General features: G+C 61.9%; 4 protein-coding genes and 2 rRNA genes. 1 reads left to right on the plus strand and 5 read right to left on the minus strand.

The annotated features are described in order from the left end of the window. Window positions 1-9: 9 nt before the first annotated feature. The 5 genes from QF050_RS00005 to QF050_RS00025 form a co-directional block, all read right to left on the minus strand. Window positions 10-3,138, minus strand: a 23S ribosomal RNA gene (locus tag QF050_RS00005). A 499-nt stretch (window positions 3,139-3,637) separates the two neighbouring features. Beyond that, window positions 3,638-5,159 (minus strand): 16S ribosomal RNA (locus QF050_RS00010). Together the 16S and 23S rRNA genes form the textbook arrangement of a ribosomal RNA operon. Before the next feature lie 489 nt (window positions 5,160-5,648). Further along, window positions 5,649-9,314: a 1,4-alpha-glucan branching enzyme gene (locus tag QF050_RS00015; protein ID WP_308928574.1), complete on the minus strand. Its 3,666-nt coding sequence runs from the start codon at window positions 9,312-9,314 to the stop codon at window positions 5,649-5,651. A 1-nt stretch (window position 9,315) separates the two neighbouring features. Further along, on the minus strand, window positions 9,316-11,109 hold the full coding sequence (treS, locus tag QF050_RS00020; RefSeq protein WP_308928575.1) for a maltose alpha-D-glucosyltransferase: 1,794 nt from the start codon (window positions 11,107-11,109) through the stop codon (window positions 9,316-9,318). After that, the gene (locus QF050_RS00025; RefSeq protein ID WP_308932058.1) at window positions 11,106-13,148 is read right to left on the minus strand and encodes an alpha-1,4-glucan--maltose-1-phosphate maltosyltransferase; all 2,043 of its coding nucleotides are present in this window, start codon (window positions 13,146-13,148) and stop codon (window positions 11,106-11,108) included. The genes treS and QF050_RS00025 overlap by 4 nt, the downstream gene beginning before the upstream one ends. A gap of 192 nt (window positions 13,149-13,340) precedes the next feature. Here QF050_RS00025 and glgP point away from each other — a divergent pair, with 192 nt between their 5' ends. Beyond that, window positions 13,341-15,959, plus strand: a complete 2,619-nt coding sequence (glgP, locus tag QF050_RS00030) for an alpha-glucan family phosphorylase (protein ID WP_308928576.1) — start codon at window positions 13,341-13,343, stop codon at window positions 15,957-15,959. Window positions 15,960-15,961: the final 2 nt, after the last annotated feature.

A 15,961-nucleotide genomic window follows, 5' to 3' on the forward strand; every position in this document is an offset into this window, starting at 1 on the left:
TGTATCTGTGTGGTGTAAGTTGTTGGCCTATTAGTACCGGTCAGCTTCACGAGTCGTTAGTCCTCGCTTCCACATCCGGCCTATCAACCCAGTGGTCTGGCTGGGGGCCTCTCACACCCGAGGGTGTATGGAAATCTCATCTCGAAGCGAGCTTCCCGCTTAGATGCTTTCAGCGGTTATCCCATCCGAACGTAGCTAATCAGCGGTGCACTTGGCAGTACAACTGACACACCAGAGGTTCGTCCGTCCCGGTCCTCTCGTACTAAGGACAGCCCTTCTCAAATTTCCTGCGCGCGCAGCGGATAGGGACCGAACTGTCTCACGACGTTCTAAACCCAGCTCGCGTACCGCTTTAATGGGCGAACAGCCCAACCCTTGGGACCTACTCCAGCCCCAGGATGCGACGAGCCGACATCGAGGTGCCAAACCATGCCGTCGATATGGACTCTTGGGCAAGATCAGCCTGTTATCCCCGAGGTACCTTTTATCCGTTGAGCGACGGCCATTCCACAATGTACCGCCGGATCACTAGTCCCGACTTTCGTCCCTGCTCGAGATGTCTCTCTCACAGTCAAGCTCCCTTGTGCACTTACACTCGACACCTGATTGCCAACCAGGCTGAGGGAACCTTTGGGCGCCTCCGTTACTTTTTAGGAGGCAACCGCCCCAGTTAAACTACCCATCAGGCACTGTCCCTGACCCGGATTACGGGCCGAAGTTAGATGTCCAAAGTGACCAGAGTGGTATTTCAACGATGACTCCACCCGAACTGGCGTCCGGGCTTCAACGTCTCCCACCTATCCTACACAAGCCACTCCGAACACCAATACCAAACTATAGTAAAGGTCTCGGGGTCTTTCCGTCCTGCTGCGCGTAACGAGCATCTTTACTCGTACTGCAATTTCGCCGAGTTTATGGTTGAGACAGCGGGGAAGTCGTTACTCCATTCGTGCAGGTCGGAACTTACCCGACAAGGAATTTCGCTACCTTAGGATGGTTATAGTTACCACCGCCGTTTACTGGGGCTTAAATTCTCAGCTTCGCCTTACGGCTAACCGGTCCTCTTAACCTTCCAGCACCGGGCAGGAGTCAGTCCGTATACATCGTCTTGCGACTTCGCACGGACCTGTGTTTTTAGTAAACAGTCGCTTCCCCCTGGTCTCTGCGGCCCCGATCCCCTCCCGGTCGCTAGTACCGTTCAAGGTTGGGGCCCCCCTTCTCCCGAAGTTACGGGGGCATTTTGCCGAGTTCCTTAACCATAATTCTCTCGATCGCCTTAGTATTCTCTACCTGATCACCTGTGTCGGTTTGGGGTACGGGCGGCTAAAACCTCGCGTCGATGCTTTTCTCGGCAGCATAGGATCACCAAATCCCCCCAAACGGGGGTCCCATCAGATCTCAGGCACCATGAGTGGCGGATTTGCCTACCACTCGCCCTACATCCTTAGACCGGGACAACCATCGCCCGGCTCGGCTACCTTCCTGCGTCACACCTGTTAATACGCTTGCCTCCCAGGATCAGGTCCCGCGCTCCACCAAAACCCTCCACCCACAAGGGGTGTCAGGCAGGTCTCGGGCGGTTAGTATCCCCTGTTCAACATGGACGGTTTTTCGCCGGTACGGGAATATCAACCCGTTGTCCATCGACTACGCCTGTCGGCCTCGCCTTAGGTCCCGACTTACCCAGGGCAGATTAGCTTGACCCTGGAACCCTTGATCATTCGGCGGACGGGTTTCTCACCCGTCTTTCGCTACTCATGCCTGCATTCTCACTCGTGTAGGCTCCACCACTGGTTTACACCGCGACTTCACCGCCCACACGACGCTCCCCTACCCATCCAAACACCTGAACCACGAAGGCTTAGTACATGTCTGAATGCCACAACTTCGGCGGTGTACTTGAGCCCCGCTACATTGTCGGCGCGGAATCACTTGACCAGTGAGCTATTACGCACTCTTTTAAGGGTGGCTGCTTCTAAGCCAACCTCCTGGTTGTCTTCGCAACTCCACATCCTTTCCCACTTAGCACACGCTTAGGGGCCTTAGTTGGTGGTCTGGGCTGTTTCCCTCTCGACTATGAAGCTTATCCCCCACAGTCTCACTGCTGCGCTCTCACTTACCGGCATTCGGAGTTTGGCTGACGTCAGTAACCTTGTAGGGCCCATTAGCCATCCAGTAGCTCTACCTCCAGCAAGAAACACGCAACGCTGCACCTAAATGCATTTCGGGGAGAACCAGCTATCACGAAGTTTGATTGGCCTTTCACCCCTACCCACAGCTCATCCCCTCCATTTTCAACTGAAGTGGGTTCGGTCCTCCACGACGTCTTACCGTCGCTTCAACCTGGCCATGGGTAGATCACTTCGCTTCGGGTCTAGATCACGCCACTGCAACGCCCTATTCAGACTCGCTTTCGCTACGGCTGCCCCACACGGGTTAACCTCGCGACGTAACACTAACTCGCAGGCTCATTCTTCAAAAGGCACGCCGTCACCAGAATCAGACTGGCTCCGACGGATTGTAAGCACACGGTTTCAGGTACTGTTTCACTCCCCTCCCGGGGTACTTTTCACCTTTCCCTCACGGTACTGGTCCGCTATCGGTCATTAGGGAGTATTTAGGCTTATCAGGTGGTCCTGACAGATTCGCACGGGATTTCTCGGGCCCCGTACTACTTGGGATACTCTCACAGGCGGCACAAACACATTACGGTTACGGGACTAACACCCTCTCTGGCCGGCCTTTCAAAACCGTTCACCTATGCGCGCACATCACACCCCACCAGCCCGGCAGAACTGGTATGGAAAGTCCCACAACCCCGACCATGCAACGCCCGCCGGCTATCACACATGGAACGGTTTAGCCTGATCCGCGTTCGCTCGCCACTACTAACGGAATCACTATTGTTTTCTCTTCCTGCGGGTACTGAGATGTTTCACTTCCCCGCGTTCCCCCCACGCACCCTATGTGTTCAGGTACGGGTCACCAAGTCACTCGCGCGCTTGGCGGGGTTTCCCCATTCGGACACCCTGGGATCACAGTCCGGTTATCGACTCCCCCAGGCTTATCGCAGATTCCTACGTCCTTCTTCGGCTCCTAATGCCAAGGCATCCACCGTGTGCTCTTAAAAACTTGACCACAAAGATCAAAAAAAATTTCTCGAGAGAACCATGAAAACCGTCCACACCCAAAGATGCGGCCAGATCCAGGTTCATATTCTTGGAAATTGCTTCTTATACAAGATGCTCGCGTCCACTATGTAGTTCTCAAACAACAACCCCAAACCACACACCCCACACACAAGCCCACAACAAAGGAGCCACCATGCATGATCGGTGCAGCCAGGAAACCAGAAACAAAGTCCCACCAACAACCCCCACCAAAGGAGGCCGCCAACAGTCCTGTTGCCTCAGGACCCAACAGTGTGCCAAACACTAAACCGCGCCATCCCCCACCCACCGTTCCAGAACCATCACTGGCCCGTACTAGAGAAGAAGAAAACACCACGGCCGCTATTCATTGATATTCCACCCTTGAGCACCCGCCACGAAACACTCGTCCGTGAAACGGGCCTTTACTCCTGACAACCCCCACCACCAACATGCGTCAGCAGCAGAACATTGTAGGTGCTCCTTAGAAAGGAGGTGATCCAGCCGCACCTTCCGGTACGGCTACCTTGTTACGACTTAGTCCCAATCGCCAGTCCCACCTTCGACAGCTCCCTCCCACAAGGGGTTAGGCCACCGGCTTCGGGTGTTACCAACTTTCGTGACTTGACGGGCGGTGTGTACAAGGCCCGGGAACGTATTCACCGCAGCGTTGCTGATCTGCGATTACTAGCGACTCCGACTTCATGGGGTCGAGTTGCAGACCCCAATCCGAACTGAGACCGGCTTTTTGGGATTAGCTCCACCTCACAGTATCGCAACCCTTTGTACCGGCCATTGTAGCATGCGTGAAGCCCAAGACATAAGGGGCATGATGATTTGACGTCGTCCCCACCTTCCTCCGAGTTGACCCCGGCAGTCTCCTATGAGTCCCCACCATCACGTGCTGGCAACATAGAACGAGGGTTGCGCTCGTTGCGGGACTTAACCCAACATCTCACGACACGAGCTGACGACAACCATGCACCACCTGTAAACCGACCGCAAGCGGGGCACCTGTTTCCAGGCGTTTCCGGTTCATGTCAAGCCTTGGTAAGGTTCTTCGCGTTGCATCGAATTAATCCGCATGCTCCGCCGCTTGTGCGGGCCCCCGTCAATTCCTTTGAGTTTTAGCCTTGCGGCCGTACTCCCCAGGCGGGGCACTTAATGCGTTAGCTACGGCGCGGAAAACGTGGAATGTCCCCCACACCTAGTGCCCAACGTTTACGGCATGGACTACCAGGGTATCTAATCCTGTTCGCTCCCCATGCTTTCGCTCCTCAGCGTCAGTTAATGCCCAGAGACCTGCCTTCGCCATCGGTGTTCCTCCTGATATCTGCGCATTTCACCGCTACACCAGGAATTCCAGTCTCCCCTACATCACTCTAGTCTGCCCGTACCCACCGCAGATCCGGAGTTGAGCCCCGGACTTTCACGGCAGACGCGACAAACCGCCTACGAGCTCTTTACGCCCAATAATTCCGGATAACGCTTGCGCCCTACGTATTACCGCGGCTGCTGGCACGTAGTTAGCCGGCGCTTCTTCTGCAGGTACCGTCACTTTCGCTTCTTCCCTACTGAAAGAGGTTTACAACCCGAAGGCCGTCATCCCTCACGCGGCGTCGCTGCATCAGGCTTGCGCCCATTGTGCAATATTCCCCACTGCTGCCTCCCGTAGGAGTCTGGGCCGTGTCTCAGTCCCAGTGTGGCCGGTCACCCTCTCAGGCCGGCTACCCGTCGTCGCCTTGGTAGGCCATTACCCCACCAACAAGCTGATAGGCCGCGAGTCCATCCAAAACCACAAAAGCTTTCCACCAACCACCATGCGATGGAAGGTCATATCCGGTATTAGACCCAGTTTCCCAGGCTTATCCCAGAGTCAAGGGCAGGTTACTCACGTGTTACTCACCCGTTCGCCACTAATCCAGGAGCAAGCTCCCTTCATCGTTCGACTTGCATGTGTTAAGCACGCCGCCAGCGTTCATCCTGAGCCAGGATCAAACTCTCCGTTGAAGTAAAACAGACACAACCACGACCACCGGAAATAACGGCAACCACGACTGCACAAAATTTGAAACCAGCTGTAAAAACCATGCCACCACGGGGTGGCGACACAGCCAAAACAACCAATCAATAAAACAATTGGTATCAACAAACTTGGCACACTATTGAGTTCTCAAACAACAGACACACCCAGCACCACCACAACCCAACAGGGCCGCAGATCGCTCCGGAGCAACTTTCCAAACTTACCGGCTGACTTCCAGCGTGTCAAATCGGCGTCCACGACCATCCTCAGCATAAGCTTGGGGGATCGGTTGTCCGCCTGACTCCGTGGAGCAGCGCGGAAATAAACTCTACCACCACTCTTTCGGGATCGCCAGTCGGCCTGGAAAGCTTGCCCCCGCCGTGCTCCCAGGGCGATGCCCCGGCGCAGAAGAGCCCGGAATCCTGGCGGATTCCGGGCTCTTCCCGCTCAATGGGGAGACATGCCGGGGCTGGTCAGGCCGAGGCAGGTGCTCCGGGCTTGAAGTAGGACGCGCCCAGCGGAGGCAGCGTCACCGTCAGGGTGGCCGGCTGCCCGTCCTGTCCTTCGGCAGTGGCGGTCAGTTCGCCACTGTTGAGGACGCCGGATCCGCCATAACTGCTGTGGTCGGTATTGAGGACCTCGGTCCAGGCGCCGGCGGAAGGAACGCCCAAGGTGTAGCCAACATGCGGGCCCCCGGAGAAGTTGATGGCACAGACGATAGGCTCGCCGTCGGTGCCCCACCTGATGAACGAGAGGACGTTACGGTCGGTGTCTCCCCCGTTGATCCATTGGAATCCGGCCGGCACGTTGTCCTGGGTGTAGAGCGCCGGCGTTGACTTGTACAGCTCGTTGAGGTCCTTGGTCAGCAGTTGCAGGCCCTTGTGCGCGGGGATGTCTGCCAGCCACCAGTCCAGGCCGTGCTGTTCCGACCACTCCGCCTCCTGGCCGAATTCGGTACCCATGAAGATGAGCTGCTTGCCCGGGTGGGCCCACTGGTAGGCAAAGAACGCGCGGAGGTTGGCCAGCTGCTGCCAGCGGTCGCCAGGCATCTTGCGGAGCATGGAGCCTTTGCCATGGACAACTTCGTCGTGGCTGATGGGAAGGAGGAAATTCTCCGTGAACGCATAAACCAAGGAGAACGTCACCGTGCCGTGGTGCCACCGGCGGTTGTAAGGGTCCTCCGAGATGTACTTCAGGGAATCGTGCATCCAGCCCATGTTCCACTTCAGGCCGAACCCAAGGCCTCCGTGGCTGGTGGGGGCGGTGACCCCAGGAAAAGCGGTGGACTCTTCCGCGATCATGACCGCACCCGGGTGGGTCTTATAGACCGTGGCGTTGACTTCCTGCAGGAAGGAGATGGCTTCGAGGTTTTCCCTGCCCCCGAAGCGGTTGGGCCGCCACTGGCCTTCCTGCCGGGAGTAGTCGAGGTACAGCATGGAGGCCACCGCGTCCACGCGCAGGCCGTCAATGTGGAACTCGTCCAGCCAGTAGAGGGCGTTCGCCACCAGGAAGTTCCGGACCTCCGTGCGGCCAAAGTCAAAGATGAGCGTCCCCCAGTCCGGGTGTTCCCCGAGGGCCGGGTCGGAGTGCTCATAGAGGGGTTCGCCGTCGAACCGGGCCAGCGCCCAGGCGTCCTTCGGGAAGTGTGCGGGTACCCAGTCCAGCAGCACGCCGATTCCCGCCTGGTGGAGCGTGTCCACCAGGTAGCGGAACTCGTCGGGGTGGCCGAACCTGGAGGTCGGCGCAAAATAGGACGTGACCTGGTAGCCCCATGAGCCACCGAACGGGTGTTCCGCCACCGGCATGAACTCCACATGTGTGAAACCCAGCCATTTGACGTATTCCACCAGTTCCTTGGCGAGTTCCCGGTAGCCAAGTCCCAGGCGCCAGGATCCGAGGTGGACTTCGTAGACGCTCATGGCCGAGTTGTGCGGGTCGCGCTGGGCGCGCGCTTCCATCCACTCGTCATCCTTGAAGGCGTAGGACGGTTCCACCACCCGGGAGGCCGTGAGCGGAGGAACTTCGGTGCCGAACGCCAGGGGATCGGCTTTTTCCACCCAGTATCCGCCGCGGGTCAGGATCTCGAATTTGTAGCAGGCACCTGCTGCCACACCTGGAATAAAGACTTCCCAAACCCCGGATGATCCCAGTGAGCGCATGGAGTTCTCACGTCCGTCCCAGGCGTTGAAGTCACCCTTGACGCGGACGGCCTGTGCGTTGGGAGCCCACACGGCAAAGGAGACACCGTTGACGTCCCCAAGCGAGGACTTGTAGTGCTGGACGTGGGCGCCGAGAACCTCCCAGAGCTTCTCGTGCCGGCCCTCGCCAATGAGGTGCAGGTCCACTTCGCCTACGGTCGGCAGGTAGCGGTAGGGCTCATCCACGGTCACTGGATCCTTGCCCGGGTACGTGACTGAGAGCCGGTAGTCGGGAACATGACCCTGCTGCAGCGGCTCCAGGACGCCCACCCATACGCCGTGGGCCTCGTGTTCCATGGGAACTTCGCCGGCCGGGGTGACGACACTGACTGCTTCAGCCAAGTGCTTGACCGTCCGGACGGTGACGTGCCCGTAATCGTCCAGGTGCGCGCCAAGGACGGAATGGGGCGCGTGGTGTTCACCGTTTGCGATCTTGCCCAGGGTGCCTTCGTCCACGTGCAGCGGCACCCCCGGGCGGTCAGTTCGTGCTGAGCCTGTCATTTTGTTACCTTCCGATGCTGCGCCGGCCTGATCGCCGGTGCCGTTACCGCTCAGGAGCCGTCTGGCGGCATTCACGGGGATCGCCAGCCAGTCGGGCCTGTTACGCATTTCATAAACAACTTCATACAGCGCCTTGTCCAGCCACAATGCCACAAACAGGGGCGAGGTCCGGTCCACCGTGCCGGGAATGACGGCTCCGTACCCTTCAAGGAACGCGTCCGCGCAGTCATCCACCCAGGTGTCCGGGACCTGGGCGCCCTCCTGCTCGCGCCGGGCCGCTCCGGCTGCATAGTCGAAGGACCGCAGCATTCCCACGACGTCGCGAAGCGGCACGTCGGGGACGTTCCGTTCGGCAATGGGCCGCAGCGGTTCGCCCTCGAAATCGAGGATGGCCCACCGGGATTGGCCGCCGGATTGCCCGGCGACCTGCAGGATTTGGCCAAGGTGGAGGTCGCCATGGATACGTTGCAGGAGACCGGTGGGCGCCCCGTCAAGGCCTGCCAGGAGGGCTTCCAGCGCGTCGTCATAAGGTCCGACGGCGGCGCGGGCTTCCGTCCAGGCGCTGCGGACGCGCTGGGCTACAGCGGGCCCAATAGCCTTGCCGGCGTCGGGCGCAGCTGTCTGTCCCAGCGCCTCCGCCAGCCGCCGGTGCACGTTGGCTGTGGCCGCACCGAGGGCCCGGGCTTCCGCCGTGAAATCGCCGCCTTGCCGGGCGGCATCCACTGCCAGCCGCCAGGCATCCCGGCCGCCGGCGAGGAATTCGTGGGCCACCGCAAGCTCGCCCTGGACGGGTTTTCCATGGCCGAGCCACTCTCCACGGACCCAGCCGAGGGTTGCAGGCACTTCGGGGGTTCCGGCAGTGGTCAGCGCCGCCCCGACTTCGATTTCAGGGTTTGTCCCGTCCGACAGCACCCGGAAGAATTTCACCATCGCGGCGGACTCGCCGTCGTCCACAATGACGGAGCTGTTGGACTGCTCTCCGGACAGCACTTTCACCACGCCTTTGGCGGTGGGAAGGCGGTATGGCCCCTCCACGCGGTATCCGGTGGCCGACCCGCTTGCTGCCTTGTCCTCCTGCCGGATGAGCTCGAGCCAGGCGCCAACGAAATCGGGGTCGTGCACGGCGTCGTAGACCCACGGGCGGGACGGGTCGGTTCCTGCTGCCTCGCCCACGAGCGCGCGTTCCATGCCACCCGCCGGGGCCGGACGGAAGCTCAACGGCACCTGGACCACGGTGGTCCGCCGGCCGCCGTCGGGCCCGTCCGTGATGACATTCAGGAGGAACACGGCAAGCGCGGCGCGGCCTGTGGGGTCCTCCAGGCCCAGGCTGCCCACTTGGGCCATGGCGAAGTCGGGAGTCTTGACGGGGAACCAACGCTGCTGCGGCAGCCATTCCTTGAGCAGCGCGGTCAGGGCGGGAGTGAGGATTGGCTGGTTCATCTCAGTTCTCTATCGACAGGATGGGCATGGCCTGGGTGTATGGCGACGACGGGTTGGATCCCGCCGTACGCATCCGGAGCCAGAAGAAGTCATGGCTCCCGATGGTCAGCGTGAGGCTTCCGTCATCGCCGATACCCGGGAACGGTTGGCCGCCAAAAACATCGCGCAGCCCCCTCCCCGCATACTCGGGAATGGCCAGTTTGACGGCCACGGGATGTTGGGAGAGGTTGAAGGCGCACAAGATGGTTTCGGCCGCGGCGCCGGTCTGGTTGTTGGCCGGCAATTCGCGCAGGTACGCCAGGACGGCATCATGGTCCGCTTCCACGTGTTTGAACCCGCCAAGGCCGAACGCCGGGTGGTTCTTGCGCACGCTGAGGATTTGCCGTGTCCAGCGCAGCAGGGACCCTGAGTGGGCGGCCTCGGCTTCGACGTTGGCCATGCTGTAGTTGTACACCAGCGACTGGATGGGCGGCAGATAGAGCTTGCCGGGATCGGCGTGCGAGAACCCGGCGTTCCGGTCCGGGTTCCATTGCATGGGGGTTCGGACGGCGTCGCGGTCCTCAAGCCAGATGTTGTCCCCCATGCCAATCTCGTCGCCGTAGTAGAGGAACGGACTCCCCGGAAGCGAGAGCAGGAGTGCGTTGATCAGCTCGATTTCGGCCCGGGAATTATCGAGCAGCGGTGCCAGCCGGCGCCGGATCCCGATGTTGGCGCGCATGCGGGGGTCCGGCGCGTACCAGCCCAGCATCGCCGCGCGCTCATCGGCGGTGACCATCTCCAGCGTCAACTCATCGTGGTTGCGCAGGAACGTCCCCCACTGGGCGCCGGCGGGGATGTCCGGGGTGTCGCGCATGGTTTGAATGATGGGCGCGGCCTTCTGGTCCCGGAGGGCGTAGTAGAGCCGCGGCATGATCGGGAAGTGGAACGCCATGTGGCATTCGGGTTCCTCCTCCGTCCCGAAGTACTCCACCACCTCGGTGGGCGGCTGGTTTGCCTCGGCGATGATCACCCGGCCGGGGTAGCTGTCGTCCACCATGGCCCGCAATTGGCGGAGGAACTCGTGGGTGGCGGGAAGGTTCTCGCAGTTGGTGCCCTCTTCCTCGAAGAGGTAGGGGATGGCGTCTGCCCGGAACCCGTCGATTCCCTGGTCCAGCCAGAACCGGACCACATCGAAGACGGCTTCGGTGACCTTGGGGTTTTCGAAATTCAGGTCCGGCTGGTGGCTGAAGAACCGGTGCCAGAAGAACTGCCGCCGGATGGGATCGAACGTCCAGTTCGATTCCTCCGTGTCGACGAAGATGATGCGGGCGTCCTGGTACTTCTCGTCCGTGTCGCTCCAGACATAGAAGTCACCGAAGGGACCGTCGGGGTCTTTCCGGGATTCCTGGAACCAAGGATGCTGGTCAGAGGTGTGGTTCAGCGGCAGGTCGATGATGACCCGGACGCCGCGGGCATGGGCTTCCGCCACGAGCCGCTTGAAATCGCTGATGGTGCCGAATTCGTCCAGCACGGAGTTGTAGTCCGAGATGTCGTAGCCGCCGTCCCGCAGCGGTGACTGGAAGAACGGGGGAAGCCAGAGGCAGTCGACGCCGAGCCACTGCAGGTAGTCCAGCCGGTCAATGAGTCCGGAGAAGTCTCCGGACCCATCGCCGTTGGCATCCGCAAAGGCCCTGACCAGTACCTCGTAGAACACGGCCTTGCGGTACCACAGGGGGTCATGCTGAAGGCCAGGCGCATTTAGCTCGAACGTGCTCTTGGGGGTGAAGTGGCCGGAACTTTGCGGATTGAAACTCACGAATGCATTCTCCTCACGCTCAGGATGTGGGCCGGCTCCACGTGCGGGTCGAGGCGCACGTAGTTGTACTCGCCCCACTCCCAGCTTTGGCCGGAGATCAGGTCGTCCACGTAGAAGCCGCCGCCCGGGGTGAGGTCCTGCGGATCCAGTTCCAGGGCTGCCAGGTCCAGGGCCACGCTGCACTCCTTGGTGACGTGCGGATCCACGTTGACCACTACGATGAGCGTGTCTTTGGACCCGTCGGGAAGGGTCTTGTGCTTGGAGTAGACCACTGTCGACTCATCCGTGCTTTGGTGCACCGTCAGGTTTTGCAAGTCCATGAGCGCCGGGTGGTCACGCCGGATGTGGTTCAGCCGGGTGATATACGGCGCCATGGTGCGCCCGGACTCCGCGGCGGCGTCCCAGTCGCGGGCCTTGTATTCGAACTTTTCGTTGTCGATGTACTCCTCGGCTCCGGGCCGGGCAACGTGTTCGTACAGCTCATAGCCGGCGTAGACGCCCCACAGCGGGCTTCCCGTGGAGGCAAGGACCGCCCGGATCCGGAATGCAGCCGGTCCCCCGTACTGGAGGTATTCGGTGAGGATATCCGGGGTGTTCACGAAGAAGTTGGGGCGGAAGAACGCCGGGGATTCATGGCTGACTTCGTCGAAGTAAGCCTCGATCTCCTTCTTGGTGTTGCGCCAGGTGAAGTAGGTGTATGACTGCTGGAAGCCTGCCCTGCCCAGGGCGTGCATCATGGCGGGCCTGGTAAACGCTTCGGCGAGGAATACGACGCCGGGAACGGTTTTATTCACCTCGGCAATTAGCCATTCCCAGAACCACACGGGTTTGGTGTGCGGGTTATCCACCCGGAAAATCTTTACCCCGTGGCTGACCCACAGCAGCACAATCCGGAGAATTTCGCGGGAAAGCCCTTCCGGGTCATTGTCGAAATTGAGCGGATATATGTCCTGGTACTTCTTTGGCGGGTTTTCCGCGTAGGCGATGCTGCCGTCCACCCGGGTGGTGAACCATTCCGGGTTCGATTGCACCCACGGGTGGTCCGGGGCCGCCTGCAGTGCGAGGTCCAGCGCAACTTCCAGGCCAAGCTCACTGGCGCGGCCCACGAAGGCGTCGAAGTCCTCGAAGGAACCAAGATCGGGGTGGATGGCGTCGTGGCCGCCCTCCTTGGCGCCGATGGCCCAGGGCGAGCCGGGGTCGTTGGGGCCGGCCACGAGGGTGTTGTTGGGTCCCTTGCGGTGCTGGACACCGATGGGGTGGATCGGGGGCATGTAGATGACGTCGAAGCCCATGGCCGCAACGGCGTCGAGGCGCCGGGCCGCCGTCCGGAAGTTCCCGGATGTCCAGGCACCGGTGTTGTGGTCCTTGACGGCACCTTCGGACCGTGGGAAGAACTCGTACCAGGCGCCCCGGCCGGCCCGGTCCCGCTCCACCAGCAGGGGGAACTTCTCCGAAACGGTGACCAGTTCGCGGATGGGCTGGCGGGCAACGATGTCCGCGATTTCCTGGCCGAATCCGGCCGCGAGCCGTTCCTCGGTGCTGCGGGACTGGTCGGCCAGGACTTCCGAGGCGTGCCGGAGGGCTGCCTGGTCCACCTCATCCCGGAAGTCTTCCGCTGACGCTTCGCCCAGAAGCTTGGCACCCTCGGCGAGCATGAGTTCGACGTCGATGCCGGCGTCGATCTTCACCTCTGCGTTGTGGTGCCAGGTTCCGTAGCGGTCGTGCCAGGCTTCGATGGCGAAGGACCAGTCGCCCGTTTCCGACGGCGTGAGGACCCCTTCCCAGCGGTCGGTCCCCATGCCGCGTACCCCGCGCGGCGGCGCGAGCCGGACACGCTGCCGCTCGGCACCCGATGGGTCAAGGAGCACCGCGCTGACGCCCAACTGGTCATGGCCCTCCCGGAAGGCGGTGGCCCCCACAACGATGGCCTCGCCGGGCAGGGCTTTGGCGGGTACCTTTCCGCCGTCGACGACGGGCTGCACATTGGTGATGGGAAAACGCCCGAACCGCAGACCCTCGGTTATGCGGCGCTGGGGCATTTTGGTGGATGCGGCACTGGTTCCTGAGTTAGTCGTCACAGCCTCGACGTTAGCGAGAAATGCCCAGGATTGCTAAGGCTGCTCCCTAAAATCCCTCGCGCCGCTGCCCAATTTCTTCACGCCCCTGTCATTTACCCAAAAGAAACCCAAAGCTGGTTCCGGCCCGGCATGTTGTCGGTTAGTGTGGCGCAGGTGAAGGCAATCCGCAGGTTTACGGTCCGTACAGTCCTCCCCGAGCCCATTCGGCCGCTGGCCCGGTTGGCCAGCAATTTGCGGTGGTCCTGGCACCGCCCCACGCGCGAGCTCTTCGCCGGGCTCAACCCGCGCCTGTGGGAGGAAAGCGGGCAGGACCCCAACGGTTTCCTGGGGATGGTCAGCCGGGAGGAGTTCCAGCGGCTCGCCGCAGACCAGTCGGTGGTGGACCGGGTCCGCGCGGCCGAGGACGACCTTGACCGGTACCTTGAGGAGCCGCGGTGGTACCAGGGCCTGGGCCCGGACGCGCCCGCCTCCATCGCCTACTTCTCTCCTGAATTCGGCATCACCGAGGTGCTCCCCCAGTACTCGGGCGGCCTGGGCATCCTGGCGGGCGACCACCTCAAAGCCGCGTCGGACCTGGGTGTCCCGCTGGTCGGTGTTGGCCTGCTGTACCAAGCCGGCTATTTCAAGCAGTCGCTCTCCCGCGATGCCTGGCAGCAGGAGACCTACCCGGTCCTGGATCCCGACGGGCTGCCCCTCACGCTGCTCCGCGAGCCTTCCCCTGACGGCAACGGAAAGGCCCTGGAGGTATCGCTCCCCCTGCCCAACGGGCGGCGCCTCCTGGCGCACATCTGGCGTGCCGACGTCGGACGCGTTCCCCTGCTCTTGCTGGACTCCAACGTGCCCGGTAACGACGACGCCGCGCGAAGCATCACCGACCGGCTGTACGGCGGAGGCGGTGACCACCGACTGCAGCAGGAACTCTTGCTGGGCATGGGCGGGGTCAAGGCCCTGCGCGCGTTCCAGAAGCTGACGGGCTCCCCTGCCCCGGAGGTGTTCCACACCAACGAAGGACACGCGGGGTTCCTCGGGATTGAACGCATCCAGGAACTGATGTCCGGGGAACAGGCGCTGACGTTCGACGAAGCGTTGGCCGCAGGCCGCGCCTCCACGGTGTTCACCACGCACACACCGGTCCCCGCGGGCATTGACAGGTTCGAGATTGCCCAGATCAGCCACTTCTTCCAGGCCGGCCTGGCACCCGCCGTCCCGTTGGACAGGGTCCTGGAACTGGGCCGGGAGAACTACGCCGACGGGAACCCCGCCGTCTTCAACATGGCCGTCATGGGCCTGCGCCTGGCCCAGCGCGCCAATGGCGTGGCCAAGCTCCACGGCGAAGTGTCCCGCGGGATGTTCTCCGCCCTGTGGCCGGGCTTCGACCACTCCGAGGTCCCCATCACATCCGTGACCAACGGCGTCCACGTGCCCACATGGGTGGACAGCAGGATCTCCAAGCTGGCCCGCGACCAGTTCGGCAGCCAGGCCGAAGCCAACGGGCGCTGGGACCTCGCGTACAACGTCAGCGACGCCGACGTCTGGGCGCTGCGCCGCGAAATGAGGGCGGCACTGGTGGAAGACGTCCGCCGCCGGCTCCGGGCCGCGTGGAAGAAGCGCGGCGCGGCCGACGCCGAACTGGGCTGGACTGACAACGTCCTGGACCCGGACGTGCTCACCATCGGGTTCGCCCGCCGGGTGCCCACGTACAAACGCCTGACCCTGATGCTGCGCGAACCTGCCCGGCTGAAGGCGCTCCTGCTGCACAAGGACCACCCCATCCAGTTGGTCATTGCCGGAAAGTCCCACCCGGCCGATGACGCCGGCAAGAAGATGATCCAGGACCTGGTGCGTTTCACGGACGACCCCGAGGTCCGGCACCGCATCGCGTTCCTGCCCAACTACGACATCGCGATGGCACGGACGCTGTTCCCGGGCTGCGACGTCTGGCTGAACAACCCGCTGCGGCCCTTGGAGGCCTGCGGTACGTCCGGCATGAAGGCCGCCTTGAACGGGTCCCTGAACCTGTCCGTCCTGGATGGCTGGTGGGATGAGATGTACGACGGCGAGAACGGCTGGGCGATCCCGACGGCCAATAACGACGCGTCCCCGGAAGAGCGTGACGACATCGAGGCGGCCGCGCTGTACGAGCTGCTTGAAACGCAGGTGGCGCCGCGCTTCTACGGGAGCACGGTGTCCGAGGGTGCGGGGGCTGCAGGTCCCTCCACCACCCCGAGCGAGAAGGTGCCAACGCACTGGGTGTCCATGATCAAACACACCCTCTCGCACCTGGGCCCGGCCGTCTCCGCCGAGCGGATGCTCCGGGACTACGTGAACATCCTGTACCGCCCGGCGGCGGACGCGGGCCGCAGCGCCACCGCGAATTCATACTCGCAGGCCCGGGCCCTGGCGGCTTGGTGTGCCAAGGTTCGCGGCGCCTGGCCCCAGGTCCACGTGGAGCATGTGGATTCGGTGGGCGTGTCCGAGGATCCGCAGATCGGTGACACCCTCCAGGTCAATGCCTACGTGGCACTGAACGCCCTGACCCCGGAGGATGTCTGCGTTGAGGTGGCTTACGGACGGGCCGAGGAGAACGACGCCCTGGCGGACATCACCATGATGGAACTCCAGGTGAAGGAGGATCTCGGCAGTGGCCGCCACCTGTTCAGCGGCTCACTGCTGATAGATCGCTCCGGACCGTTCGGCTACACGGTCCGGGTGCTGCCCCGGCACGAGGCGCTGGCCTCGAAAGCGGAACTCGGCCTGATCGTCAACGCCTGACG

It is taken from the genome of Arthrobacter sp. SLBN-112 (assembly GCF_030944625.1).
In the GTDB taxonomy this organism is placed as follows: Bacteria; Actinomycetota; Actinomycetes; order Actinomycetales; family Micrococcaceae; genus Arthrobacter.

Bases quoted from the DNA above. Each gene is read 5' to 3' on its own strand.
- QF050_RS00015 (WP_308928574.1), bottom strand. From the start codon at position 9,314: ATGAACCAGCCAATCCTCACTCCCGCCCTGACCGCGCTGCTCAAGGAA.
- QF050_RS00025 (WP_308932058.1), bottom strand. From the start codon at position 13,148: ATGCCCCAGCGCCGCATAACCGAGGGTCTGCGGTTCGGGCGTTTTCCC.